Annotated in this window: 21 protein-coding genes and 1 pseudogene; 6 read left to right on the top strand and 16 right to left on the bottom strand. The window is 66.5% G+C overall.

Annotated features, from left to right (window positions below; all coding sequences use genetic code 11):
* Nucleotides 1-6: 6 nt before the first annotated feature.
* The 3 genes from VIM12_RS06200 to VIM12_RS06190 are packed head-to-tail and all read left to right on the top strand — an operon-like array spanning nucleotide 7 to nucleotide 1357.
* Complete coding sequence (locus tag VIM12_RS06200; RefSeq protein WP_331940745.1) at nucleotides 7-363, top strand: hypothetical protein; 357 nt, start codon at nucleotides 7-9, stop codon at nucleotides 361-363.
* Complete coding sequence (locus VIM12_RS06195) at nucleotides 360-1079, top strand: hypothetical protein (protein ID WP_331940744.1); 720 nt, start codon at nucleotides 360-362, stop codon at nucleotides 1077-1079. Before VIM12_RS06200 ends, VIM12_RS06195 begins: the two co-directional genes overlap by 4 nt.
* The gene (locus VIM12_RS06190; protein WP_331940743.1) at nucleotides 1076-1357 is read left to right on the top strand and encodes a hypothetical protein; all 282 of its coding nucleotides are present in this window, start codon (nucleotides 1076-1078) and stop codon (nucleotides 1355-1357) included. The genes VIM12_RS06195 and VIM12_RS06190 overlap by 4 nt, the downstream gene beginning before the upstream one ends.
* Nucleotides 1358-1679: 322 nt before the next feature.
* On the opposite strand, the gene VIM12_RS06185 is transcribed toward VIM12_RS06190, so the two are convergent.
* The 8 genes from VIM12_RS06185 to VIM12_RS06150 all read right to left on the bottom strand — a co-directional run bounded on the left by VIM12_RS06185 (nucleotide 1680) and on the right by VIM12_RS06150 (nucleotide 12731).
* The gene (locus tag VIM12_RS06185) at nucleotides 1680-2774 is read right to left on the bottom strand and encodes a hypothetical protein (RefSeq protein WP_331940742.1); all 1095 of its coding nucleotides are present in this window, start codon (nucleotides 2772-2774) and stop codon (nucleotides 1680-1682) included.
* Nucleotides 2775-2872: 98 nt separating this feature from the next.
* Nucleotides 2873-3187 carry a flagellar transcriptional regulator FlhD gene (flhD, locus tag VIM12_RS06180; RefSeq protein ID WP_331940741.1) on the bottom strand — a complete coding sequence of 105 codons (315 nt, stop codon included), beginning with the start codon at nucleotides 3185-3187 and terminating at the stop codon, nucleotides 2873-2875.
* 15 nt (nucleotides 3188-3202) lie between these two features.
* Nucleotides 3203-3523, bottom strand: a complete 321-nt coding sequence (locus VIM12_RS06175) for a type II toxin-antitoxin system PemK/MazF family toxin (protein WP_331940740.1) — start codon at nucleotides 3521-3523, stop codon at nucleotides 3203-3205.
* A complete protein-coding gene (locus VIM12_RS06170; protein ID WP_331940739.1) occupies nucleotides 3517-3777 on the bottom strand; it encodes an AbrB/MazE/SpoVT family DNA-binding domain-containing protein in 261 nt (86 codons plus the stop codon). The genes VIM12_RS06175 and VIM12_RS06170 overlap by 7 nt, the downstream gene beginning before the upstream one ends.
* A gap of 288 nt (nucleotides 3778-4065) precedes the next feature.
* Nucleotides 4066-5100 carry a hypothetical protein gene (locus VIM12_RS06165; RefSeq protein ID WP_331940738.1) on the bottom strand — a complete coding sequence of 345 codons (1035 nt, stop codon included), beginning with the start codon at nucleotides 5098-5100 and terminating at the stop codon, nucleotides 4066-4068.
* Between the two features lie 393 nt (nucleotides 5101-5493).
* Nucleotides 5494-6744 (bottom strand): L,D-transpeptidase family protein, encoded by a 1251-nt coding sequence (locus tag VIM12_RS06160; RefSeq protein ID WP_331940737.1) that lies wholly within the window; start codon nucleotides 6742-6744, stop codon nucleotides 5494-5496.
* Complete coding sequence (locus VIM12_RS06155) at nucleotides 6744-7862, bottom strand: tetratricopeptide repeat protein (RefSeq protein ID WP_331940736.1); 1119 nt, start codon at nucleotides 7860-7862, stop codon at nucleotides 6744-6746. Before VIM12_RS06155 ends, VIM12_RS06160 begins: the two co-directional genes overlap by 1 nt.
* Before the next feature lie 294 nt (nucleotides 7863-8156).
* Nucleotides 8157-12731: a hypothetical protein gene (locus VIM12_RS06150; protein WP_331940735.1), complete on the bottom strand. Its 4575-nt coding sequence runs from the start codon at nucleotides 12729-12731 to the stop codon at nucleotides 8157-8159.
* A 223-nt stretch (nucleotides 12732-12954) separates the two neighbouring features.
* Between VIM12_RS06150 and VIM12_RS06145 the strand changes: the two genes are divergently transcribed.
* Nucleotides 12955-13752, top strand: coding sequence for a response regulator (locus VIM12_RS06145; RefSeq protein ID WP_331940734.1), 798 nt, complete (start codon nucleotides 12955-12957; stop codon nucleotides 13750-13752).
* On the opposite strand, the gene astB is transcribed toward VIM12_RS06145, so the two are convergent.
* From astB to VIM12_RS06130, 3 genes are all read right to left on the bottom strand, one after another.
* On the bottom strand, nucleotides 13725-15080 hold the full coding sequence (gene astB, locus VIM12_RS06140) for an N-succinylarginine dihydrolase (protein ID WP_331940733.1): 1356 nt from the start codon (nucleotides 15078-15080) through the stop codon (nucleotides 13725-13727). The genes VIM12_RS06145 and astB overlap by 28 nt on opposite strands.
* An 87-nt stretch (nucleotides 15081-15167) precedes the next feature.
* Nucleotides 15168-16205 carry an arginine N-succinyltransferase gene (gene astA / locus VIM12_RS06135; protein WP_331940732.1) on the bottom strand — a complete coding sequence of 346 codons (1038 nt, stop codon included), beginning with the start codon at nucleotides 16203-16205 and terminating at the stop codon, nucleotides 15168-15170.
* A 7-nt stretch (nucleotides 16206-16212) separates the two neighbouring features.
* Nucleotides 16213-17250 (bottom strand): arginine N-succinyltransferase, encoded by a 1038-nt coding sequence (locus VIM12_RS06130; protein WP_331940731.1) that lies wholly within the window; start codon nucleotides 17248-17250, stop codon nucleotides 16213-16215.
* A gap of 179 nt (nucleotides 17251-17429) precedes the next feature.
* On the opposite strand from VIM12_RS06130, the gene VIM12_RS06125 reads away from it, so the two are divergent.
* Complete coding sequence (locus VIM12_RS06125; RefSeq protein ID WP_331940730.1) at nucleotides 17430-17768, top strand: hypothetical protein; 339 nt, start codon at nucleotides 17430-17432, stop codon at nucleotides 17766-17768.
* On the opposite strand, the pseudogene VIM12_RS06120 reads toward VIM12_RS06125, so the two are convergent.
* Nucleotides 17765-18767: pseudogene (locus VIM12_RS06120) on the bottom strand (serine/threonine protein kinase). The gene VIM12_RS06125 and the pseudogene VIM12_RS06120 sit on opposite strands and share 4 nt — an antisense overlap.
* Nucleotides 18768-18901: 134 nt before the next feature.
* Between VIM12_RS06120 and VIM12_RS06115 the strand changes: the two are divergent.
* Nucleotides 18902-19597, top strand: a complete 696-nt coding sequence (locus VIM12_RS06115; protein WP_331940729.1) for a UPF0149 family protein — start codon at nucleotides 18902-18904, stop codon at nucleotides 19595-19597.
* A 9-nt stretch (nucleotides 19598-19606) separates the two neighbouring features.
* Here VIM12_RS06115 and VIM12_RS06110 read toward each other — a convergent pair whose 3' ends face one another.
* The 4 genes from VIM12_RS06110 to VIM12_RS06095 all read right to left on the bottom strand — a co-directional run bounded on the left by VIM12_RS06110 (nucleotide 19607) and on the right by VIM12_RS06095 (nucleotide 22803).
* A complete protein-coding gene (locus VIM12_RS06110) occupies nucleotides 19607-21391 on the bottom strand; it encodes a glycoside hydrolase family 2 protein (protein ID WP_331940728.1) in 1785 nt (594 codons plus the stop codon).
* 200 nt (nucleotides 21392-21591) lie between these two features.
* Nucleotides 21592-22089 (bottom strand): glycine zipper 2TM domain-containing protein, encoded by a 498-nt coding sequence (locus VIM12_RS06105; RefSeq protein ID WP_331940727.1) that lies wholly within the window; start codon nucleotides 22087-22089, stop codon nucleotides 21592-21594.
* 101 nt (nucleotides 22090-22190) lie between these two features.
* Nucleotides 22191-22424 (bottom strand): hypothetical protein, encoded by a 234-nt coding sequence (locus tag VIM12_RS06100; RefSeq protein WP_331940726.1) that lies wholly within the window; start codon nucleotides 22422-22424, stop codon nucleotides 22191-22193.
* Between the two features lie 181 nt (nucleotides 22425-22605).
* Nucleotides 22606-22803: a hypothetical protein gene (locus VIM12_RS06095; RefSeq protein WP_331940725.1), complete on the bottom strand. Its 198-nt coding sequence runs from the start codon at nucleotides 22801-22803 to the stop codon at nucleotides 22606-22608.
* Between the last annotated feature and the right edge of the window lie 122 nt (nucleotides 22804-22925).

Genomic DNA, 22925 nt, shown 5'->3' with positions numbered 1-22925 from the left:
CGTAGCATGAGCGAGAATCAGAACCAGGAACTGGCGGAAGCGCTGGCAGTACGGAAGGAAGTGGAGGGAACCCCCGGTGGTGCAGCGGCGGGGAGAGCCACAACTGCACCTACAGAAGAAGCCGCTTCGCTCACCCGCGACGGCTCTGGATCAGGGGTTGCCGTGATCCTAGCACAAGGCGGACACCGTCCTCCGGTGACCCGTCACAGCATCGGAGAGGAAATCGGGGCCCCCGGTGCCGCCAAGGCGGGAAATGACACCCTGGCGGCTACGCACGCGACCGCTGACTCTACCGACGGCAGCATGGGAGCGGGAGCGCGGCAAGTCTATCATCGGCCCGACGACCAGGAGCAGCAGCAATGAAAGAACGCCCCATCCTATTCAGCGCGCCGATGGTGCGCGCCATCCTCGACGGGACGAAGACGCAGACGCGGCGGGTCGTTAAGCCGCAGTTCGCGCACGATGCGGTTCCTGCCGAAATGAGTAGCGAGACTGCGGAGGGATGGCAGACCACCGGCCATTCCGGACTGCGGCGGTGCGACACGGGCGGCGCGGCCGATGACGCTATCCGGTGCCCCTATGGAATTCCGGGCAACCGGCTGTGGGTGAAGGAAACCTGGGCGGCGGGTCAATGCGCTGATGGCCTCGCACCGTCGCAGCTCCATCCGGGCACCTGGCTTCAGGAGAACGGCGGCCTGTGGTACCCGGCGGACGGCACCGCACCGGCTCGCCCGATATCACCGCGAGGGAAGACTCGGGTATCAATCCACATGCCCCGCTGGGCCAGCCGTATCACCCTGGAGATCACCTGCGTGCGCGTCGAGCGGCTGAACGGCTGCAGCGACGCTGATGCGATCGCGGAAGGAATCGATCGCGTCGAGAACAACTTCGGCAATGGGCCGGCCTATTGCGACTACCGGATGAAAGACCCAAAGGATACGTCGGAGTGGCTCCGCAGCCCGGTGGCCAGCTACCGCACCCTCTGGGAGCAGATCAACGGCGCCGGCAGCTGGGACCTGAACCCATGGGTCTGGGTGGTCGAATTTAAACGTATAGCAGCAACGAAGGAAGCAGCATGAGTACCCACGCCGCTTTCCTTACGGACGAAGAAATTTTCGCTATCGCCCACCCGCTTTCGCAACCGCCGGCCATCGTGCGCTGGTTCCTGAAGAATGGCTTCACCGAGATCAAGATCCGCCCTAACGGGCTCCCGTTGATTACCCGTGTCTACTTCGACCGGGTGACCGCGAGCCAAGCGCAGCGAGCTGCAGTAGGCACCGCCCCTCAGCCCGACGTCGACGCATTCCGCCGGAAGCGCGGCGCCGGAAAATTAAGGGTCGTTGGCGCGAAGGTGTAGATTGTGGCGAATGGGGAGAAAGCGAAAATCAAATCAGCTCGGGCTAGACCCGAAGCGGCACGCCCGGCTATATCCGAAGCACGGCGCGTTCTACTACCTGCACAAGGACGGGCGGTGGGAGCGGCGCCGGCTCGTTGCCATCCTTCTCTTTATTGTCCTTCTGATGCCTTGCGGTAGCAGAGCGAAGCATGCGCCGGGAGCGTGATCAAGGCACCAGCCGCGCTGACAATGATTCCAGCCGTGCACCCGCCTCTTACGCGAGGAGACGTGCTCTAGGTTTACGGGATGTGGCATGCGCGCCAATCCCGGTGCGCGGGAAGCTTCAGTGCATCCAGACGTAGGCAATCGCCGCCGCGCTGCAGGCGGTCGCGGTGGCGTGCAGCAGATACCAGACGACGCGCTGACGCATCGATGGCTTGGCGGTGGACCGGGTCGCCACGCTCTTCGGTGCCGCCTTCTGTGCGCTCTGGGTCTGGGGTAAGGCGCCGAGCGTGACGATCTCATCGGGAAAGTCGGCGGGCGCGGCCTCGCTGCCTGCGCGTGCCGGCGGCGTCGCCGGCAACGACGGCCGTTCCGGCGAAAGGGCGGGGAGCGGCGGGACCCGCATACGTTCGTCGGTTGATACGGCGGCCGGCTTGCTTACCCGGCCGGGCTTCACCTTGCCGGTGCTGAGCATGACGTGCAATTCATCCACGGTGGGCTTGCGGCCATGCGCGCGCTCCCAGGCGTGAACCAGGTTGCCGTACCCCTCGCCCATCATCGCTTCATACAGCGCGTCACCGAGCTGACGGCCGTTTTCCACGGCCTTTGCAAGCTGTTTCTGGTGCATCTCGACCGCGAGCTTCTGCTGGGTGTCGGCGCGCAATCGTCCCTGCCCGGCACGCAACTCGGCGTCGAGATCATGGTATTCGACTTGTCTGTTGATTTGTACCGGCGGTTCGGTGATCACCCGGACAGGCAGGCCCTTCAAGGTGAGCAATGCGCGCACGGCATAGTCGAGCCGGGAAGCGTCGCGGCTAGACGCGGCGCCCGCGCCGGAGACAGGTTCGAGGAACAGGCGGGACTGGTAATACCCTTCGAGGTAGGAGGTCCATGGCGCAATGTCGGCCTTGGTCAGGGCAAAGGGCCTGCTCCAGTCGCTGCCTTCTGCCGCCTCATCCAGCGGCATCAGCGCGGAGCGCATCACCGGAATGCGCCCAACCAGGTCGGGGAGATGTTGTGCGGGCGCTGCAACTGTGGGCAGGTCCTGCACTGCGGCTGGCGCGATATGGTGGGAAGTTCTGGCGTTGGCCGGGCGGGAAGCCGGATCTTCGTCGCGCGCCTGCTTCTTCTTCAGATCCAGCGCCTGCTGATGCAGCCTGTTCTGACGCTCGGTCTCCCACTGCAGCGCGCTGTCGATGACGTCGAGGGTGTGCACCTCAGCGCACTCCGCCAGGAATCCGCGCGCCGGCGTACGCCGCCTGGCGGCGCGTGGGCAAGAGGTGGCACGGAGGGAACGTCATCGCGCGGCGGGATTCAGGCAACCTGCTCGGGGGCCTGCGACGCCATGATGATGGAAGCATGCACGGGCATCGCGCCGGCGCCACTCTTCTCCCGCACCAGCGTCGACAGGATGGTGCTGTCGTCGAAACGGAAGCGCGACAGCATCACATTGCAGCTTGCCATTTTCAGGACCTGCGCATTGCTCATGCTTGCGATCAGGTCGGCAATCTCGGCGCTGATGCCGAGGCGGAAAATCGCTTCTGCGCGGTCGTGGCGAATCATCTGCTGCGCAATCATCAGGTAGCTGAGATTCACGTCGCGGATTTCGGACAAGTAGTCGTTCGACATGTTTCGGTCCTTATTTCAGTAAGCGAAAACTTCTTGCAGTACGTCGAGGGTCTTGCTCATGGTGTCGTCGTCGATCGCGCCGAGGCGGCGTACCAGGCGTACTTTTTCCAACGTGCAGATCTGGTCGAGCAGGATCAGGCCGTCCTTCTGCATGAAATGGACAGGGATGCGAAACGGCGCCGGCAGATCATGCGTACTCATGGGAGCGACGATGAGCGTGCTCAGGTATTCGTCCATTTCTTCGGGCGACACGACCACGCAAGGCCACCGCTGCTGCGTGATGCTGCCGGCTGGCTTGTCGAACTCGACCAGCCAGACTTCTCCCCGCTTCACCATGTAAAGCCCGCTTCCGTTTCCGCCTGAGCCAGTGGCCAGGCAATGACCTGTTCCGGTTCGGCGCCGGCAGTGGCGATCTGCTGGCAGGCCTGCGCCCATCCTTCGCGGCACTTTTTCTTCGGCTTGCGGATCACGATCGCGTCGTTCTCGACCTGGATCTCGACTTCGCCGATATCCAGTCCGGTTTGCATCAGGAAGGGCTTCGGTATCAGGACGCCCTGCGAATTTCCCATTTTCCGGATTGCGGTCTTCATAGAAGTCCCTTTAACTGTGTGTTCTAACATAGTACAACAAATTTCCGTGCGGAAAAATATTATTGCTACATTGTTCGAACAGGTGTGTGCAACGTTCTGATTTTGTTATTACAAGCAGGATCAACTTTGTTATTACAAAGTTGAAGTCGCAGAAGAATGGCGTGCAGCTATGGCTTGTAGATGGCTAATCAGAAAAGGAAAAGCGGGGGTTTCACGAAGTGGGGACTGCTTCATTGCCCCGAAGGGGCCGGACAGCGCCAGGTGGACAGGTTCGATGTACTTACATTGTCAATACGGGTCGCGTTGCACCGTATAGGATGGGCAGCCGTTGCGGCCCCACATGCCGTTGCAGACGCGCCAGCGGCATTGTTCGCGGAGGATGATGTTGGAACGCTGTTCGCATCGTGCAAGTTCGGCCGTGACCAGTTGCAGGCGAGAGGGACGCGCCGGCGTCTCATCCCGTGTAGTCGGACTGCGCCTGGCGTCCGCGGCCGACGCCACAGTCGTCTTCCTGCCAAGTTCTTCCTCCGCCTGTTGCCGCATGCGCTCAATCTCGCGGTCCTTGGATCGGGCAGAAACAGTACGCGAGGTTTTGCGCTGCTCGGCCTCGGCGCGCTGCGCGGGCTTGTCCCGGGCGCCCGGCGGGTCAGGGTTTGCCTTTTTCTTTTCGTCGTCGGCGACCGCGGCCCTGGCTGGCGGTTTTTCGGCTTCAGCGCTTGTCGCAGGGGCAGGGGAAGCCGTAGTGGAGGATTCTCTGGTCGCGGCCAATCTTGTCGCGGCTTCTTTTGTTGCCGTTTCTTTTGTTGCCGTTTCTTTTGCTACGGCATCCTTCGATGCGCCTTCTTTGGGTGCCGCTACTTTCGGCGCAGCCTCCTTTTCGCTCGATGCCCTCGCCGGCGGGTCCCCGGCTTCTTCTTCCATGGCACGACGGCCGTCATAGGGCAACTCGCTCGCGCGGATCCCGCGCAAGGCGGTTGCCTGCCCGTCCGCGTCATGGATGACGGATGGCGGCGCTGACGCAATAGCCGGCGCAGCTTGCAGCAGTTGTGGTTGCGGCTGCGGCTTGGCGATCGATCCCACCCAGCGTGCACCGGCAAGGCCAGCGCCCGCGCCGATCGAGAAAACCACCGTCATGATCAGAAGCGGGGAATAGCGGCGGCGGCGCACGGGGGTGTCCCCGTACAGTGCATCGAAGTGGGCGGCGGCGGCTTTCGCCGCTGCGGCGTCCGGATCGGGCGGCGGCGCGGACGCATTACCACGGCCGCCCGCTTCCGGACCGCGGTAAGGAGGCAATGCCGCTGCGGCGAAACGCGACGCATCCACACCCGTATCAGCCTGTGGTGTTCTCGCCCTGCGCTTGCCTGTCGCTGATCTGAAACCGGCCAAAGTGGAATGCCCTCATATTGCTGTCCATGGGAGGCTGTATCGGCAGAAGCACGCGGGCGGGCGCCAGGGCGCAGACGTCGGCGGCGGAAATGCCATTCTGCAAAACGCTGTGCGAGCGCGAACGCCGCCAGATGCGGTGTGCTGCCGTAATGGAAAGACCGTCGCAGGCAAATCGAAGTTCAACAGGGCGCGGCAGGCCTTGCTATTTGTCGAATCGATCGGGGTCGCGGATAGCGACAATCCAGTCGCCAGGGCAACCGGCGGAGGATCGCCGCAACCGGATCGCGTCCTTCGTCCGCCGCCGCCTCTCGGGCGCGGCGGGCGGGTGGCCTACAGCGTGAGTTCGTAGATGATCTTCCACTGTCCGCTCTCCTTCGCCCAGTACTGGCGTTTGCGGATCGAGGAAGTGTTCTTGCCGACCGTCGATTCCTGGGTGAAGGTGCTGACGATCAAGTCGTCGCGGCCTGGATAGAAAAAGTGGGTGTTATCGCGCAGGCTCACCTTCAGCTGCTTGACGTTGCGGAACGACTGCTGCGGCTTGCTGAACCAGGTCTTGAGGTCTTCTCCGCGTTCCGACTTGAACTGGCGGCTGTAATTGGCGAGCACGCGCGATGGCACCAGGCTTTCGACGTCCCGGCGCCAGTTGTCGACCAGGCGCGCGGCGAGGCCGCGGTCGCTTTCCCAGCGCGCCTTGCTGACGAAGTCGATGCTTTCGCTGATGACGACCGGTGTCTTGCCGACTTCCACCGATTCAGTGAGCCGGTGCAGGTCGGGGTTGGTCAGCACTACGCACCCGTCGGACGACAGCGGCGGTCGGCTGTAGCTGTCCGGCGGGGTGCCATGCAGCCAGATGCCGGAGCCGCCGCGGCCGTTGAGCTTGTCCCATTCGTTCGGGTAGTTGATCGGCAGCGCTCCGGAGCCGTAGAACTCGGGCAAGCGGGCGCCGGGCAGATGGCTGGTGATGTAGTAGACGCCGACCGGCGTCTTCTGGTCGCCTTCCCGCAACTTGTTGATGCCGAGCTTGCCCTGGCTGACGTAGTAGTCGGTGACGAACTTCAGCTGACCGCGCTCGTTGGCATACACGAACAGCCGCGAGCGCCTGGCGTCGACCAGCAGCACATGTTTCTGGTCGTCGCGCAACTGCAGCACGACGCGCGGCACCAGCGCGGGATCCGGTCGCTCGCGCAGAAACCGCAGGCGCACCATCGCCTCGGCGCGCAGGTTCTTGAGCTTGTCCTCCGGTCCGTCGACCGCGCCGAGCTGCTTGACCGGGCGGGTATGCATGAGGAGCAGATCGCCGCGGACCAGATGGCCGAGGCGGAAATTGGGATAGGCCTCCACGAGGCGGTCTGCTTTTTCCTGGGCAGCGCGCAGGTTGTTGGCACCGAGTTCCTTGTAAACCTCGATCAGCAGGACTTCCGGGTCCGGCGTGCCGGCGGGCGGGGTGGCGGCACGGGCAGGACGCGTTTCCTGCTTCGCCGCGGGAGCCGCCCAGCTACCGGCGGCAAGCAGGCAGGCAAGGCTGAAAAACAGGGCGCGGCAAGTACCCGTCGGCCGGTCGATGAATTCAAAGCGCAACATCAGCTACCCGTGCTCTCCTGCTTGATCTTCCACTTGCCGCCCTGCTTCGTCATGACCAGGGTCTTGCGCGTATTCGCAGTCAGGCGGTCGGAGACGTAGACCTGCCGGAACTTGACCGTGGCGGTATTGCCGTTGACGCTGACCTGCGGCGCCTCGATCGACACCCGGATGCTGCCCTTGCCGACGATGCGCGCGCGGCGATCGTCTTCCCAGGCCTTGCGGGTCTGTCCGCCAGGGGCCTGGAAATCGCTGCCGTAGAACCCGAGGTAGGCTTTGACGTCCTGCGCGCTCCAGGCGCGCGCCCAGTCCTCCACCACGTCCGCCACCTCGTTGCGTTCGGCGCTGCCTGCCTTGATTTGCGGCTTGGGCGCTTCCGGCTTTGCAGCCGGTGCCGGCCTGGGCTGCTCGGGCCGCGCCTGCGCGACCTTCTCTTCCGGTTTGGCGGCGGGAGCGGGCGGCGCCGGCGGTGCAGCCGGTGCGGCGACGGGAGGTGCGGCGGGCGCTGCAGCAGGGCGTGCCGGCACTGCGGCGGCAGGCGCCGCCGGTGCTGCGGCAACCTTGGTACCGTTGAAATTGCCGACCAGGGAGCGGACCAGGGTCAGCTTCGACTTGGCTGCGGAATTTCCGGAATCGAGCTGCAGGGCCTTGTCGTAGGCCTGGCTTGCGAGCTTGGCATGAATGTCGCCCAGGTTTTCGTACGCGGTCGCGTAGCTGGGATTGGTTCGGATTGCCGCATCCAGCGCAGCGCGGGCTTTCTCGTACTGGCCGGCGGCCGCGTGCAGCACCGCGAGATTGTTGTAGGGCTCGGGCAGCGTCGGGTAGTCCTCGGTGAGCCGGGTGAAGATCGTGATTGCCTCCGCCGGCTTGTTCTGCTCGGCCAGGATCACGCCCTTCAGGAAGCGCATCTGGGCGTCGCGCGGATTGCGCGCGAGGAAAGCATCGGCACGCGACAGCGCCTCGGCATGCTGGCCGCCGCGGATCAGCCGGTTGACCTCGGCGAAGTCGTCCGCTTGCGCCGGCGTGCACAGCAGAGCGGCGAGCAGGCCGGATACGGCGGCGGACTTGTTCAGCACGGAACGCAAGGGCAGGCTGGGCATGCGGCGCGGGATGGAAATCATGAATTTTCGTTGGCGTTATTGTGCAGCATATCGGGAACGCATGGCGCGGTGGCGGGGTCCGGAACCGGCGTTGCCGCAACCGGTGCGAGGTAAAAACCACGTCGAACAAAAGTACCGGCTCGCCCGCGCGGGGCGGCGCCGGCCCGGCGCAAAAACTTCAGCATTCTATACTCAGCGTCCTGAAATCGCCATTTGGAACGACGTGCCATGGCAGGGCTGGCAACATCGCTTGCGCATGCGACAACAAGGAAGGGCGTTGCAAGGACGACCCGCCCCCAACCGGCCCCGTCCCGGTCATTCCTTCACCGTCGCGGCCGGCTGGCCGATGCTGCGAAGTTGATACGACATTTGCAAGGTGGCGGACTCGGCCGGCGCATGTGACGGAACGGATGCAGGAACGACGGCGACCGCGGAAACGGGCACGGAAACGGGTGCGGCAGGCGCCGGGACAGGCCCCATTCCCTCCTCGCCCGCCAGCATCCATGCCACTGCGATGCTGCCGGCGAAGGCAGCGCCTCCGATGGCTGCAATCACCGGGTTGCGGCGCAGCGGCACGCGCCGCGCATGCTGCGCCGGAACCGGCGAATCCGCGAGAATCGCGGCGGCACGTGCACGCCATTCTTCAGTCTGGCCGCTTTCCGCGTCCAGGCGCCGGACCAGGTCGGTCGCCGCCACCTGCGCCTGCGCGAGCGCCTGCTCGCATTGCGCGCGCAGGGCCTCTGCCTGTTGCGCGCTCGCGGCCGCGTATTCCTGCTGGCGGCGGGCCGACTCGAGCGCACGCTGCTCCGCCTCGGCACAGGCTTGTTCCTGGCTGCGCGCTTCCGCCTCGGCCTTCATCCGCATGGTCGCCAGTTGCGCCGACGCCAATGCGGCATGCGCGCGCAATTCTGCTTCTTCGCGCGCCTGCTCTTCCATGCGCAACTGCTCGCGGATGGCGTCCAGCGTCAGTTTCTCTGCCCGTGCACGCGCGCTTTCCACCCGTGCCAGCTCGGTCGCTTCGCGCGCACGCATCTCGGCCGCGGCTGCCGCCTCGGCTTGCGCCCTGGCCTGCGACTGGGCCTGCTCAAGGAATTCCCGTTCCAGCGCCACGCGCGCCTGCGCGGCGACGCGCGCCTCGTGTACCGCACGTTCGCGCGCCCGCGTCAGCACCACCTGCGCCTCCTCGGCCTGCGCGCGGGCGCAGGCATCGGCATGGGTACGCTGTTCCGCCGCCAGGTTCGCTTCGCTGGCGGCTTGCGCAGCCTGCTCCGCGGCACATCGTTCGCGCTCGAGCCGCAGGGTCTCCTGGACAGCGGCGCAGGCCTTCTGCTCGGCGATGGCGCGCTGCCTCTCGGCGGCCGCCAGTTCGACCGCCTCGCGCGCACGACGAATTGCCGCCTCTGCGGCCTGCCGGTGGAATTCCGCCTGCTCGGCGGCCTTTTCCAGGAGCTCTTGCTCGGCGCCGCGGGTTGCCTCGATCGCCTCGCGCGCTGTGCGTTCCGCCTGCTCGGTCTCCTGCAGCCGGCGCGCCTGTTCCTGTTCTGCGGCCAGCCTTGCCTGCGCCTGCTCGCGTGCCACCTGTTCAAGAGCGTGCTTTTGTCGCAGCGCCTCGAGCGTCTGCTGCTCGGCGGCCGCACGCGCCGCTTCTGCCTGGGCGAGCTCGTCCGCTTCCCTGGCGCGCGCCTGCGCGGCGACGGCGGCCTCGCGCTGCGATTGCGCGTGTTCTGCGGCCTTTGCAAGTGCGCGCTGCTCCGCAGCGTTGCGGGTCTCGGCTGCCGCACGGGCCGCCTGTTCGTCGCGCTCGCGGGACGCCATGGCGGCCGCCTGCTCCTGTTCGGCGCGCGCACGCGCCTCCGCCTCGATGCAAAGCTGTCGCTCTGCGGCGAGCTTCTGCTCCAACGCGGCGAGCGCCTGCTGCTCGGCGGCCATCCGTTCGCGCTCCACCCTGGTCAGGTCGATCGCCTCGCGCACCTTCTTCATGGCGAGCAGCGCGGCTTTACGCTCGCATTCGGCGCGCTCGACCGCTTGCGCGGCGATCTGCTGCTCCGCCTTCAACTGCGCCTCTACTGCGGCACGGGCGGTGCGTTCCGCCTGTTCGCGTGCCTGCAGCACCTGCGCGTGTTCCTGTTCGGCGCGGGCGCGCGCCTCCGCTTCCGCCCTGGCCGCCTGCTCGGCTGCCAGCTGTTGCTGCACGGCCTCCAGCGCCTGCTGCTCGGCCGTTGCGCGCTGCTGCTCCGCACGCGCCAGTTCTGCCGCTTCCCGCGCCTTCGCTTCGGCCGCGGCTGCCGCCTCGCCTGCCGCCTGCGCCTGCTCGGCGGCATGGCCGGCCCGCGCCTGCTCGGCGGCCCTCTCCGCTTCGGCCGCCTCCAGTGCGGCGTGTTCGGCCTGCTCGCGCGCCAGCATCAGCGCCGCCTGTTCGGCTTCCGCTCTGGCACGGGCAGCCGCATAGTTGCGCGCCGCTTCCCCGGCGGCACGCTTGTCCTGGATCGCCTGCAGCGCCTGTTGCTCGGCTGCCGCCTTCGCCTCCTCGGCACGGGCGAGCTCGAGGGTTTCGCGGGCGACGGCCTCGGCCAGCACCGCGGCCTGCTGCTGCATCAGTGCCCGTTGCGCCGCGTGCTCCAGCTGTTGCCGCTCGGCCGCTGCGCGCGCCTCCGCCGCCACGCGCATGGCCCGCTCCTCTTCCGTGCGGGCGCGCAGCAGCTGCTCCTGTTCCGTGTCGGCTTGCGCCCTGGCCTGCACTTCCTGTTGCAATGCCAGCTCGGCCTGCCGCTTTTGCTGTTCCGCCTGGAGCGCCGCCTGTTCCGCGACGGCGCGCTCGCGCTCGACGCGGGCAAGCGCGGTTGCTTCGCGTGCCTTCAGCAGGGCCGCCTGTGCTGCCTGGCGCTGCAGGACAATGGCGGCCTCCGCCTGTTCGGCGGCGTGCCGCAACGCCGTTGCCTCGGCATCCCTGGCGGCGGCGAGCGCGCGATCCGCCTCCTGGCGGGCGCGCAGCGCTTCCGCGTGCCGCTGGTCCGCCAGAGCGCGGGCCTGCGCATCGGCCAGGGCTGCCTTGCCGGCCTCCAGCTTTTGGCGTGCGGCAGCAAGCGCCTGTTGTGCGGCGCCGGCCTGTTCGCGCTCGATGCGCACTTTTTCCTGCATCGCTGCCAGCGCAGCCTGCTCGTCATCGGCGCGCTGCTGCTCGAGGCGGGCAAGCCCGACCGCCTCCCGCGCCTTCTGCACGGCGGCTTCCGCCGCCCGCCGCTGGGCGTCGGCGCGCTCCATCGCCTTTTCGAGCGCCAGCCGGGCAGCCGCGCATTCCTCTTCCTTGCCGATGCGCGCAGCGGCATCGGCCTCCTGCTGCTGGCGCAGCAGGGCCGCATGTTCCTGCTCGGCGCCGGCACGGGCCTGCGCTTCGGCGATGGCATCCTGTTCCGCCCGCAGTTTGGCCTGCAGGGCGGCGACCGCCTGTTCTTCGGCCTGCGCGCGCTCCCGTTCCAGCCGGGCATGCTCGGTCGCCTCGCGCGCCCGTTGTGCGGCGAGCGCGGCCGTCTGGCGCTGCAGTTCGGCATGTTCGGCCGCGCGTGCGAGCGCTTCCTGCTCGGCGGCGGCCTGCTCCGCTGCGAGACGCACGGCGGCCCGTTCCAGTTCGGCCCGCCGGTCTGCCAATGCACGCGCCCGCTGCTCCTCCTCGCGGCGCGCCTGTGCGGCCAGTGCAATTTTCTGTTCCGATTCCTCGCGCTGCCGCGCTTCGTTCGCGGCGCGCTCCTCCGCCTGGATGCGGGCGCGCGCCTGCGCCTCGGCCAGGTGCTCCGCCTCGACGCGGCCGAGCGCGACCGCCTGGAGCTGGCGCTCGGTGTCGATCCGCGCCTCGGTGGCGGCGAGGATGCGCTCCTCGGCATCGCGGCGTGCAGCGGCCGCGGCAGCGGCGACCGACTCGGCATGTTCGCGGCGGGCTGCCGCCTCATGCATCTCGGTCTCGGCCTGCAAGCGCAACTGCAGCGCTTCGGCGGTGCTGCGCTCGAGCGCGATGCGTGCCTGTGCGGCTTCTTCCTTTTCCTGTTCGACCGCCACCCGGGCGCGGGCTTCCTCGCGGGCGCGCACTTCGGCGGGAGCCCGGCTCAGGGTTGCCTGCAGCGCCATTGCCTCCAGGCGCTCGCGCTCGCGGGCCAGCTCCAGCGCTTCACGCCGTGCCTCGGCCAGCATCTCGGCCGATTGGCGGGCTTCCTTCTCGCGCCGCTCCTGTTCCCGCGCGATCGCAGCCATCTTTGCCTCCGCCCGTGCGCGGCCTTCCGCTTCCTGGCGGGCGGCCTCCGCTGCGGCGACCCGTTGCGCAGCCTGCCAGCGGGCCAGTTCCGTCTCCTGCGCGAGCTCTTCCGAGGCAGCCTGCGCCCGTGCGGCCAACGCATTCTCGGCGGCGATCTGCTGCTCGGCGCGCAGGCGGGCTTCCTGCTCGACGCGCATGCGCTCTTCGGCGCTGCGGCGGGCCTCGGCCTCGGCTTCGGTACGGGCCTTGAGTTCGTTGATTTCGCGCTTTACGGCGGCAGCCCGGGCCTCGCTGGCTTCGCGTGCCTGGCGCTCGGCATCGAGCCTGGCACGGGATGCGGCGATCGCGTCCTCGGCCGCCCGGGCATTCTGGTACGCCTCGGCGGCGGCGGCGGATTCGATGCGGGCCCGGTCCTCTGCCAGCGCGCGGGCGCGCGCCTCGGCATGCGCCCGGTTTTCCGCGGCGACCGTGGCCTTGGCCTCGGCTTCGACGCGGGCAATTGCCTCGCGGATGGCCTTGAGATCGACCGCCCCGGTGCGGGAGGCGGGCGTCCGGTCGGTGGCGGGAGAAACATCCTCGACATCGCCTTCATCGAGCATGCGACCCGGAAGCTGGAGGTTGGTCGTCGGCGCCTGGTTGTTGTCCATCTTGTCTGCTCCCGCTGGATGAGCGATTCCGGCGGGTGGGCGGTGAGTGCAGGGGCCGGAATTACATACCCTGCATTATCCGCACCGGCCTGCGGCGAGAGGCAAGGAACAAAGGGGGAAATCCGGTTTACTTCCGTATTTACGTGCATTTCCCGCGCCGGGCGGGACAATCCGGGACAAAACCAGTACATTGACGACCGTTCCATCGTCCGCCGCGCGCCCCATGACCACGCAGAACCATCCACCGCCTGCTGCGCCTTCATCCCCCCCGAGTCCCGATGCCATCCGGCTGCTGATCGCCGACGACAACCCGGTCAACCGGGCGCTGGCGGCCGGCCTGGTCGCCAGGCTGGGACTCCACTGCGACGAGGCCGCGGACGGGGAAGAGGCTGCATGCATGCACCTGGCGCAGCCCTACGACCTGCTGCTGATGGACTGCGACATGCCGCGGCTCGACGGTTACGCCGCCTGCCGCCGCATCCGGAAGGAAGAAGGCACGCGTCGCCGTACGCCAATCGTGGCGCTCACTGCCGGCGGCAGCGATGGCGACCGGGACGCCTGCGAGGACGCCGGCATGGATGGGTTCCTTTCCAAGCCGCTCGACCTGCCCTCGCTGGAGGCAATGCTGGCACGCTGGCTTCCGCTCCCCCTGCAGGCACAGGTCGGGGAAACCGACGCAGCCCCTGACGAACTCGAGGCCGTATGCCGTACATTCGGAAAACACTTTGCCGAGCTCGCGGCGCTCTATCTGGCCGACAGTCCGGCCCGGCTGCTGCTCCTGAAGGAGGCGGTTGCCGGGGGTGAACTGGCGCTTGTGGCCAGGGTGGCCCACGCTTTCAGCGGAAGCTGCGCTTCGATAGGGGCGAGCGGGCTGTCGCAGCAGTGCCGCGATCTTGAACTGGACGCACGAACCCGGGCTGCCGGACTGGATCGCCGGCTGCGCGGCATCGAAATCGCGTACGCGCGTGTTGCTGCAAGGGTGCGGCAGCTGGCTCAGTCCTGCGCATCGGACCAGTCGTAAAGTCCCGGCAGGCCAAGGAGGTTTTCCAGCTCCTCCAGCGCGGCGCGCGCTTCGCCCACAAGCTGCGGATCGGCCAGGTCGGCCGGGAGCAGTCGGTCACGGTAGTGCCGTTCGACCCACTGCACCAGCCGTCCGTGCAGCGCGTCGCTCATGATCACCCCCGGGTGTATCGCGGCGGCTTCCCCGGCGCTCAGCGCCACCCGCAGCCGGAGGCAGGCGGGCCCACCGCCGTTGCGCATGCTTTGCCGGAGGTCGAAGCTGAGCAGTTCCGCGATGGGCGCGCCGGCACCGACGATGCGCTCCAGGAAGCGCGCGACAGGCCGGTTCTCGAGGCATTCCTGCGGGACGACCAGGACCAGGTTGCCGTCCGGCCGATCCAGCAGCTGGCTGTTGAACAGATAGCTCTCCACCGCATCTCGCAGGGACACCGCGCCTGCATCGACACGAATCGGCTCGAGCCCGGCGTGCACCCGCGCCAGCTTTTCGCGCAACGACGACAGCGTTGCAGCTTCATCGGCAAAGGCGTGCTCATGATAGAGCAGCACGCTGCCGCTCCCGACCGCGATGACGTCGTTGTGAAATACCCCTTGGTCGATTGCCGCGGCATCCTGCAGCACATGCAGAACCCGGGTCGGGTCGAGGCCGTGCAGCCGCGCGACTGCCTGGCTTGCTTCCAGTGTCTGGCGCGCCGGATACCGGCGCGGACCGGGAATGCGCGTATCGAACTCACTGCGCCCATGAACAAACATCTCCACGCCCGGCTTGCCATGCCCGGCGCAGAAACGGGTATGGTTGGCTGCCCCTTCGTCGCCGAAGGCCGGCGTCGAAGGCAACGCATCGTGCACGCAGAAATGACGCGTATCGTGAAAGATGGCGCGCAGCGTCCGCGCGGTCTGCGACTGCTCGTAAGCGCGATGCAGCTTGTTGTTCAGGTTGGCGACCGTCAGGTGGACGCGGCCATCGGCCGTATCCGGCGAAGGGCTCACGGTGGCCGCGTTGGCGGTCCACATCGGCGACGCCGACCAGGCCGCCGCCAGCAGCACCGGCGCCTCGGCGGCGGCGCGGGCAAGCACCTGCGCGGCGCTGCCGGTGAACCCGATGCGACGCAGCAGCCCGAGATTGGGGCGCGGCTGCGGCGGCAACAGCGCCTGCGCGAAACCGCGGGCGGCCAGCGCCTGCATCTTCGCGAGCCCTTGCAATGCCGCCTGCCGGGGATTCGCAGGCGCACGCACATTGCCGGACGAAGCCACATTCCCGAACGACAGCCCGGCATAGTTGTGGGTGGGGCCCACCAGGCCGTCGAAGTTGAATTCCCGTGTCATGGACATGTCTGTTCCTAGTCGCGACTGCTGCACCGCGCATGCGTCGGCGGGGCGCCGGCGGCCTTCGGCACCTCCATGAGGCGAGCGACAGCCCTATCCATGGTTCGCCTTGCGGGGGATGAGTTGCATGGTGCGCACCGGGTCGCCGTTGCGGCACCCCAGCAGGTGCTGCTGCTCGGGCGCGAGGCCAATCCGACCGCGGTTGGGATGGGCGTGGGCCGCGATCACACGAAAGTCCTGCAGCGTCGTGCGCGCCACCATCCATGGTTCCTCCACGGCCGGAACGTCACGCGGCGCGTCGAGTATCGCGAGTTCGCTCTCGCGCAGCGCGCGCAGCTCGCTGACCCGCGCCTGCAGCACCGGCCCGGCGTCGAAAATGTCGACATACCCTTCGCAGTGCATGCCCTCCTCCTCCAGCAGCCGCTGCGCCGGCGCGGTATCGCGGTGCACGCGGCCGATCACCTCCTGTGCCTCCTGCGGCAGGTAGGCCACGTACAGGGGATGGCGCGGCATCAGCTCGGCGATGAAGGATTTCTTCCCGAGGCTGGTGAGGTCGTCCGCACGGCTGAAGTCCATCTGGAAGAAATGCTTGCCCAGGCTGTCCCAGAACGGCGAGCGCCCCTCGGTGTCCTGGTAGCCGCGCATTTCCGCGATCAGCTTTTCCGGGAAGAGGTGCGGGAACTGGGCGATGAACAGGAACCTGCTGCGCGACAGCAGCTTCCCGTTATGGCCGCGGCGGTAATCCGGGTGCAGGAACAGCGAGCACAGCTCGGCGCTGCCGGTCAGGTCGTTGGACAGGTAGAGCGTATCCAGCCGGGACAGCACACCGAGCTCCTTGCTCGAATGGACCAGCGTGCCGATACGGTAGTTGTAGAACGGTTCATGCAGGCCGACAGCCGCCCGCACCGCGCAGGCGCCGACCAGCTTGCCGGTGCCGGTGTCCTCCATCACGAACAGGTAGTCGCGCTCGGCCGGATCGATCTGCTCGGCAAAGGATGCGCAAGCGGTCTCGACCCGCAGCGCCATCGCCTTGCGATCCGGCTTCAGGGTGGTCATGCCGGGCCCGACCAGCTCCGTCAGCGCGAGCAGTCCGTCGAGGTCGGCGTGTTGGATGGCGCGGATTACCAGCATGGCGTCCTCACAGCTTCAGGCACAACACAGTGTCGCCGGGCGACACCTGGAGACTGCGCAGCGCCTGATCGTCGAGGGCCACGGCATCGGACCGACCCGAGACTTCGCAGCGGGCGAGAACCGCACGAAAACCTCTGCCGCCAGCGGCGGCCACCAGGTGCAGGCGTGCCTGCTCCGCGGCCGGGCCCGTCATGGCAGCGGCCCGCTTCCGGCGGGATCGCGAGAAGGCGCTCAGTGCCTTCTTCGGCGCCTGCAGCACCGGACCACCGTCGAAGGCATCGACATACACGTCCGACTCGAAGCCCTCTTCGCGCAGGATGTCGAACGCCTGCCCGGCCTCGGCATGCACCTGCCCGAGGGCCTGCTGCGCCGCTGCCGGAAGCAGCGGCACGTAGACCGGATAGTGCGGCATCAACTCGACAATGAAGCCGCGGTTGCGCGCGCCGCCGACGAGCCGCTCGGCAGCCAGGAAATCCATCTGGAAGAACTTGCGTCCGAGGGCTTCCCAGAATGGCGAGCGGCCGTCGCCGTCGACAGGTCCCGAGACGGAAGCGAAGAAGCGATTGGCAAAGCGCTGGGGCGCCAATGCGGCAAACAGCAGGCGTGCGCGGGACAGCAGCGCGGCATGGATGCGCTCGCCGCGCACCAGGTGGAAACCCGACAGCTGGCTGTGCGAGGTCAGGTCCGAACACAGGCTGAGCGCATGCACGTTATGGCTGATGCCGAGGTCGCGCGACACCTGGCTCAGCACGTCCCGCCGGAATGCATAGAAAGCGCCGTGCGCGCCGGCAGTGGCGGCGATCGAGGCGGTGCCGGCCAGGGAGCCGTCTTCGGTCGATGCGAGCACGAAGAGATAGGATTCGTCGGCCGGCTTCTGCGGGGCGGAGGCGAACGAAGCGATTGAGCAGGCCACGGCATCCTCGATCGCCGCCCTGCTCCGCGGCAGCGTGTGCACGCAGGGCGCCGGGTACGTCGTCATCGCCTCGAAGGCGGGTATGTCGCCGGTTTCCACGGGCCGCACCACGAACATCGCTTTACCCTCCATTCTCCCCGCTGGCCCGGTCTTTGCCCCCGGCCGCAATGATCTGGACATCCGGTACCGCCGACGGTTCCGGGTATTGCGCCGCGGCATGGAGAGGTCAGCGGATTTTTCGCGCCATCATGTATGCTTCACGTCGAGCGGTCCGCGCCGAGACGGACCGGACAGACAGACCGGAGCACCCCATGCATTCCATCCCCGAATCGAAGAAGAGCCACCTGTGGCGCAAGGTCGTGTGGCACACCGATCCAGACGAGCATCCTCTCGGTCCCTATCACCATGTCGAGATCTACTGCTGCGAAGAAGCGAACGGCTATGCCGTCTGGTACGTGCGCAAGCTGTCCAAGGACGATACCCGGGGCATGCCCGGCACCGACAACGCCGACTACCTGCTCGGCTACTTTCCGAAGAATGCCCGCGACGAGGCGATCGAACGGGCAGTCCTGCTTGCCAACAGCGCGGCGACGGCGGACGCCGTGATAGAGAACCTGGACCGCGCCGCCGCAGCCGGACAGAAGGTCTAGGCCGGCCAGAGCGGCGGCTCGTCCATCAACGCCACCTGTTCGCGCAGTTCGAGAATCCGGTCCTGCCAGTAGCGCTGCGTATTGAACCAGGGGAAGGCCACCGGGAACGCGGGGTCGTCCCAACGCATCGCCAGCCAGGCGGAATAGTGGATCAGCCGCAGCGTGCGCAGGGCCTCGACCAGATGCAGCTCGCGCGGATTGAATGCGAAAAAGTCCTCGTATCCGCCCAGCAGGTCGGCAAGCTGCCGCGCCCTGTCCGGCCGCTCGCCCGAGAGCATCATCCAGAGGTCCTGAATGGCGGGCCCGCTGCGACTGTCGTCGAAATCCACGAAATGCGGACCGTCGTCCGTCCAGAGCACATTGCCCGCGTGGCAGTCTCCATGCAGCCGCAAGCATTGCACGTCGCCCGCCCGGTCATAACAACGCCGCACGCCGTCCAGCGCCTGCGCCGCCACGCTGCGATAGGGCGAGCGCAGGTCTTCCGGCAGGAGCCCCTTCTCCATGAGGAAGGCGAGCGGTTCGACGCCAAAGGTGACCGGGTCGAGGGTCGGCCGGTGCAGGAAGGCGCGGGCCGCGCCCGCCGCATGAATGCGGCCGACGAACCGGCCCATCCACTCCAGCGTCGTACTGTCGTCCAGCTCCGGCGCCCGCCCCCCCGCGGCGCGGGAAGACGGCAAAGCGGAAGCCCTCATGCACCTGCAGCGTGGCGCCGCCCGCAAGGGCGAGCGGCGCCACGACCGGCACTTCCGCCTGCGTGAGTTCGTCAAGGAACGCATGTTCCTCGCCGATCTGCGCGTCGCTCCAGCGGGACGGGCGATAGAACTTGATGACCAGGGGCGGCCCGTCTTCCATCCCGACCTGGTAGACGCGATTCTCGTAGCTGTTCAGGGCAAGCAGCCGGCCGTCACTGTAGAGGCCCTGCCCTTCCAGGGCGGCAAGCACGGTGTCGGGCGTCAGGCCGGAATAGGGGTGGGTGGTGGCATTGTCCATGCCGGACATTGTACGGACGCCTCCCGGCGAAGGCGACCCCGCGCAGCAAAAACAGGCCCTTCGCCCCGATTATTCCGCTCTTGCTCCCTTGCAGGCAGCGCGCGGCTTACAATACCGGCACACTACTTTAAGACGAAGCCGACATGCATCTCGACGACCCCCTGTCCGACAAGGAATTCAAGGAACTCGACCAGTTTCTGCTCTCCGACCGCTGCGCCGACGACGGCATGACCATGGATGCGCTGCACGGTTTCCTCACCGCACTCGCCATCGGGCCGGCGGAAGTCCCGATGTCGGAATGGCTGCCGGTGGTCTGGGGCGAACACGGCGAACGCGGACCGGCGTTCAAGACGCCTAAGGAACGCGAGCGGATCACCGCCCTGATCGCGCGCTTCATGAACGAAGTCTCGATGACCTTCGAAGTCGCGCCGCGCGATTTCGAGCCGCTGTATTGCGAGCATGAGCACGAAGGCAAGACACTGCTCGATGCCGACGCCTGGGCCTGGGGCTTCTGGGAAGGCATGCAGCTGCGCGCGGACGCCTGGGAACCGGCCTGGTCATCCAGCCTCGCAGAACTCCTGCGCCCGATCTATCTGCTCGGCGCCGAAGAGATCGAGGAAGAGGAGATGCCGCTGGTCGACGACCCGGTCAAGCGGCACAAGCTGGCGATCGAGATGGAAGCCGCCATTCCGCATATCCATCGCTACTGGAAGCCCTTGCGCAAGTCGGCCGTCGAACAGGTGAAGCGCGAGGCGCCCAAGGTCGGTCGCAACGATCCCTGCCCTTGCGGCAGCGGCAAGAAGCACAAGAAATGCTGCGGCGCCCAGGAAACCGACTAGGACCAGGCTTCAGATGCCGTACTGCTTCTTCGCATGCGGCTTCACGTTGCGCGTGGCGTTGAATATCTGTTCCAGCGGCAGCTTCGGCACCCGGTCGGCGGTCAGCAAGCCATTAGCCTCCTGGAAGGTATCGGAAAACTGGGTATAGCAGAATCCGCTGAACAGCGGCGTCTCGTTGACCACCTCCAGCAGCCTGCGATACGCGCCGCCGAACTCCTGGTCGCTGCCGGCGGTGGAATATCCCCACACATCCTTCACCCCGGGTTCGGGCTGCTTCGCATAGGTGATCCCGCCGAACTCGGTCAGCATGATGGGCTGGCCGCGATGGGGATAACCGTCCAGCGTCAGGATGCGCCCGCCGGGACGCCGCCGGTCGAACAGGTCCTGGACATTCGATGCATAGCGCGCGGCGAGCCGCTCGGCGTCGCCGTCGTAGTCATGGATGCCGATCAGGTCGGTGGCCGACGCTTCCCAACCGTCGTTGCCGATCACCGGGCGCATCGGGTCCAGTGTGCGGGTCAGGTGGTACAGCGCCTCCACTGCGCTGCGTTGCGCCTGCGTCAGCGTGAGGTTCGGTACGCCCCAGGACTCATTGAACGGCACCCACACGACGATGCAGGGATGGCTGTAGTCGCGTTCGATCACCTCGGTCCATTCGCGCACCATGCGGTTGATTGCCTGCGTGGTGAAACGGTAGGACGAAGGCATTTCCTCCCATACCATCAGGCCCAGCCTATCGGCCCAGTACAGGTAGCGAGGGTCCTCGATCTTCTGGTGCTTGCGCACGCCGTTGAAACCCATCGCCTTGGCCAGTTCCACGTCCTTCCGCAGCGCATCGTCGTCCGGCGCCGCAAGCAGGGTGTCCGGCCAGTAGCCCTGGTCCAGCACAAGCTTGAGATGATACGGGCGGCCGTTCAGCATGAAGCGGTCGCGGTTCACGTTGACGGATCGCAACGCAGTGTACGAGCCGACCTTGTCCAGCACGGTGTCCCCGTGTCGCAGCATGATCTCGACGTCCAGCAACGTCGGATGCTCGGGACTCCATAGCAGCTCGTTGCGCGAGTCGTCGATGCCGGGATCGGACAATGCAATCCTGCGGCTTGCCTCGCCGCCGATCACCTTGTAGGTGTCGTCGGCGAGCAGCTTGTCGCCGTGCCGGATCCTGACCTCGACGGCCAGGCCATCCAGCATGTCGCCTGCAACGAACACGTCGCATCCGATCTCGAATCCTTCGAAATGCGGCGTCCAGCGCACCTTGTGCACATAGGTGCGCGGCACGCGTTCGAGCCAGACCTGCTGCCAGATACCGGTTGTGCGCGGATACCAGATCGAATGCGGCTCCAGCTGCCAGTCCTGCTTGCCGCGCGGTTTCGCCAGGTCGTGCGGATCATCCTCGACCAGCACCGTCACCACGTGCCGGCCCTGGTCCTTCAGGTAGTCCGAAATATCGGCATGGAATGAGCTGTGGCCGCCTTCATGGTCGGCCACACGGTGCCCGTTGACCCATACCCGGGCGTGATAGTCGACCGCGCCAAAATGCAGCAGCACACGGTCGCCTTCCGCCAGGCATTCGAATTCGCGCTGGTACCAGCAGGCGCGATGAAACCCCCGGTCGCCGATGCCGCTTGCTTCGGATTCGGGCGGGTACGGAACGGTGATCTCGTGCGTCCAGGTGATCGGGTCGGCCGGACGCCGGAACTGCCGCGCGTCATCGAAGCAGAATTTCCATTGGCCGTTCAGCGATTGCCAGTGCTCGCGCACGAGTTGGGGACGCGGGTAGGCGGGCTCTGCCATTCTTGTTCCTTCAAGTCATGTTTTGCGGAGGCGCTGCCGGTTGGAGTGAATCCGACCGGCGCTGTTCCCGCCTGAGCAGGAATGCTGGACTGCGACGGTGAACAAGAATGGGCAACGCCCGCCGCGGGATCGGGCAGGCGAAGCGGAGGAAGCGGAGGAAGCGGGAAGGGACGCCGGCGTTCGCCAGCGTCATGTTGCGGTCAGGGCTGCGGCGAGACGGAGACGCGCACGCGCATGCGCTGACCGGGATCGTAGGGCAGGACGACGGTGCTCATGTGACCGCGGTATTCATACGTCACTGCATAGCCGTTGTTACGGGATTGCCAGTTGTCGATCGTGCGGCAGTTGCGTACCGCTTGCTGCTCGGCGTAGCCTGCCTGGCCGCTGTTGTCGATGCGGTCGCCAACGATCGCGCCCGCTATCGCGCCTGCTGCCGTCGCCACGGTGCGGCCGCTGCCGCCGCCCACCTGGTTGCCAAGGATGCCGCCCGCGATGCCGCCGATGATGGAACCTCCCATGCTGCGCGATTCGCGCTGGACCGGCACATATTCGGTCCGGCATTCCTGCTGGGGATAATTCACTTGTTCGATTTGCGGATTCACGCTCACGACACGGGCGTAATCCTCGAAGTCCGCGGCAGCGGCCGCGCCGGAGGCGCATGCCAGAAGCGCGGCTACTACCGCTGTTTTCGCATTCATTACACTTCTCCTATTGCCAGAAACCAATTCTGACGGATAAACGCCGCCAGCTTCAGAAGGTGCACAGAGAGATTGTAACGAATTGTATCTTTACGGAAATATCAAGGTTCGGCGGCGCTTCGGCTTGTTCCGGCCGACCGCGCCAGCTGGACCAGCAGAGAACCTTTCACCATCGAGAGGGCGACGTTGCTGCCCAGCCTGAAGCCCTGCATCGCGGCCCTGTCCATCAGCGCCAGGACCTGGTCGGAGGTGAGTCGGTCCATGTCCTTCCGTGCAAGCAGCATTTCACGGTTGCTTGCATTGAGCTCCGCAACGATTTCGTCTGGTGTCATCATCTGCCCCTGTCATGTTGGTCGGCCGTGCGCAGGCGCGCGCGATATCACCGGGAAGCTTAGACGGCACAGCGGGACGCGATCTGTCGCAAACAGGATGAGCGGCCGGCGCCGGTTGTGACAACGCAAAATGTAGCGCCGACGACGCCCCATCACGCAGTCGTGGAAGCAGCAGGCGGGACCATCATACCGGGCGGGTGCTGAAGCTTTCTTCCTCGGTCCGGTAATCGTCCGCGCAATCCTTGCTGCAGAAACGCCGGACATTGTCGACCGGCTGGTTGCAGTACCAGCAGGCGCCCTTCGGCTTCAGGCCCGCAAACGCGGTCAGCGCGGACAAGCCCGATGCAGAAGATGCCGTTTTGCTTTCGTTTGCTTCGCTCATGAATCAGTCATCCGGGGAGACCGACATCGCGGTCGGAACGAGAGGCAGGACGACAGCAGTATAGTCGGAAGCCATTGAAGCGGAACGCCATATGGCCACTCGCCTTGATCGCCCACAGGAAC

It is taken from the genome of Noviherbaspirillum sp. (genome assembly GCF_036563305.1).
Classification (GTDB): Bacteria; Pseudomonadota; Gammaproteobacteria; order Burkholderiales; family Burkholderiaceae_D; genus Noviherbaspirillum.
This window is presented reverse-complemented; position numbering and strand designations above follow the sequence as displayed.

Coding starts and splice junctions, on each gene's coding strand:
- VIM12_RS06200 (WP_331940745.1), top strand. CDS start 7: ATGAGCGAGAATCAGAACCAGGAACTGGCGGAAGCGCTGGCAGTACGG.
- VIM12_RS06195 (WP_331940744.1), top strand. CDS start 360: ATGAAAGAACGCCCCATCCTATTCAGCGCGCCGATGGTGCGCGCCATC.
- VIM12_RS06190 (WP_331940743.1), top strand. CDS start 1,076: ATGAGTACCCACGCCGCTTTCCTTACGGACGAAGAAATTTTCGCTATC.
- flhD (WP_331940741.1), bottom strand. CDS start 3,187: ATGTCGAACGACTACTTGTCCGAAATCCGCGACGTGAATCTCAGCTAC.
- VIM12_RS06175 (WP_331940740.1), bottom strand. CDS start 3,523: ATGGTGAAGCGGGGAGAAGTCTGGCTGGTCGAGTTCGACAAGCCAGCC.
- VIM12_RS06170 (WP_331940739.1), bottom strand. CDS start 3,777: ATGAAGACCGCAATCCGGAAAATGGGAAATTCGCAGGGCGTCCTGATA.
- VIM12_RS06160 (WP_331940737.1), bottom strand. CDS start 6,744: ATGTTGCGCTTTGAATTCATCGACCGGCCGACGGGTACTTGCCGCGCC.
- VIM12_RS06155 (WP_331940736.1), bottom strand. CDS start 7,862: ATGATTTCCATCCCGCGCCGCATGCCCAGCCTGCCCTTGCGTTCCGTG.
- VIM12_RS06150 (WP_331940735.1), bottom strand. CDS start 12,731: ATGGACAACAACCAGGCGCCGACGACCAACCTCCAGCTTCCGGGTCGC.
- VIM12_RS06145 (WP_331940734.1), top strand. CDS start 12,955: ATGACCACGCAGAACCATCCACCGCCTGCTGCGCCTTCATCCCCCCCG.
- astB (WP_331940733.1), bottom strand. CDS start 15,080: ATGTCCATGACACGGGAATTCAACTTCGACGGCCTGGTGGGCCCCACC.
- astA (WP_331940732.1), bottom strand. CDS start 16,205: ATGCTGGTAATCCGCGCCATCCAACACGCCGACCTCGACGGACTGCTC.
- VIM12_RS06130 (WP_331940731.1), bottom strand. CDS start 17,250: ATGGAGGGTAAAGCGATGTTCGTGGTGCGGCCCGTGGAAACCGGCGAC.
- VIM12_RS06125 (WP_331940730.1), top strand. CDS start 17,430: ATGCATTCCATCCCCGAATCGAAGAAGAGCCACCTGTGGCGCAAGGTC.
- VIM12_RS06115 (WP_331940729.1), top strand. CDS start 18,902: ATGCATCTCGACGACCCCCTGTCCGACAAGGAATTCAAGGAACTCGAC.
- VIM12_RS06110 (WP_331940728.1), bottom strand. CDS start 21,391: ATGGCAGAGCCCGCCTACCCGCGTCCCCAACTCGTGCGCGAGCACTGG.
- VIM12_RS06105 (WP_331940727.1), bottom strand. CDS start 22,089: ATGAATGCGAAAACAGCGGTAGTAGCCGCGCTTCTGGCATGCGCCTCC.
- VIM12_RS06100 (WP_331940726.1), bottom strand. CDS start 22,424: ATGATGACACCAGACGAAATCGTTGCGGAGCTCAATGCAAGCAACCGT.
- VIM12_RS06095 (WP_331940725.1), bottom strand. CDS start 22,803: ATGAGCGAAGCAAACGAAAGCAAAACGGCATCTTCTGCATCGGGCTTG.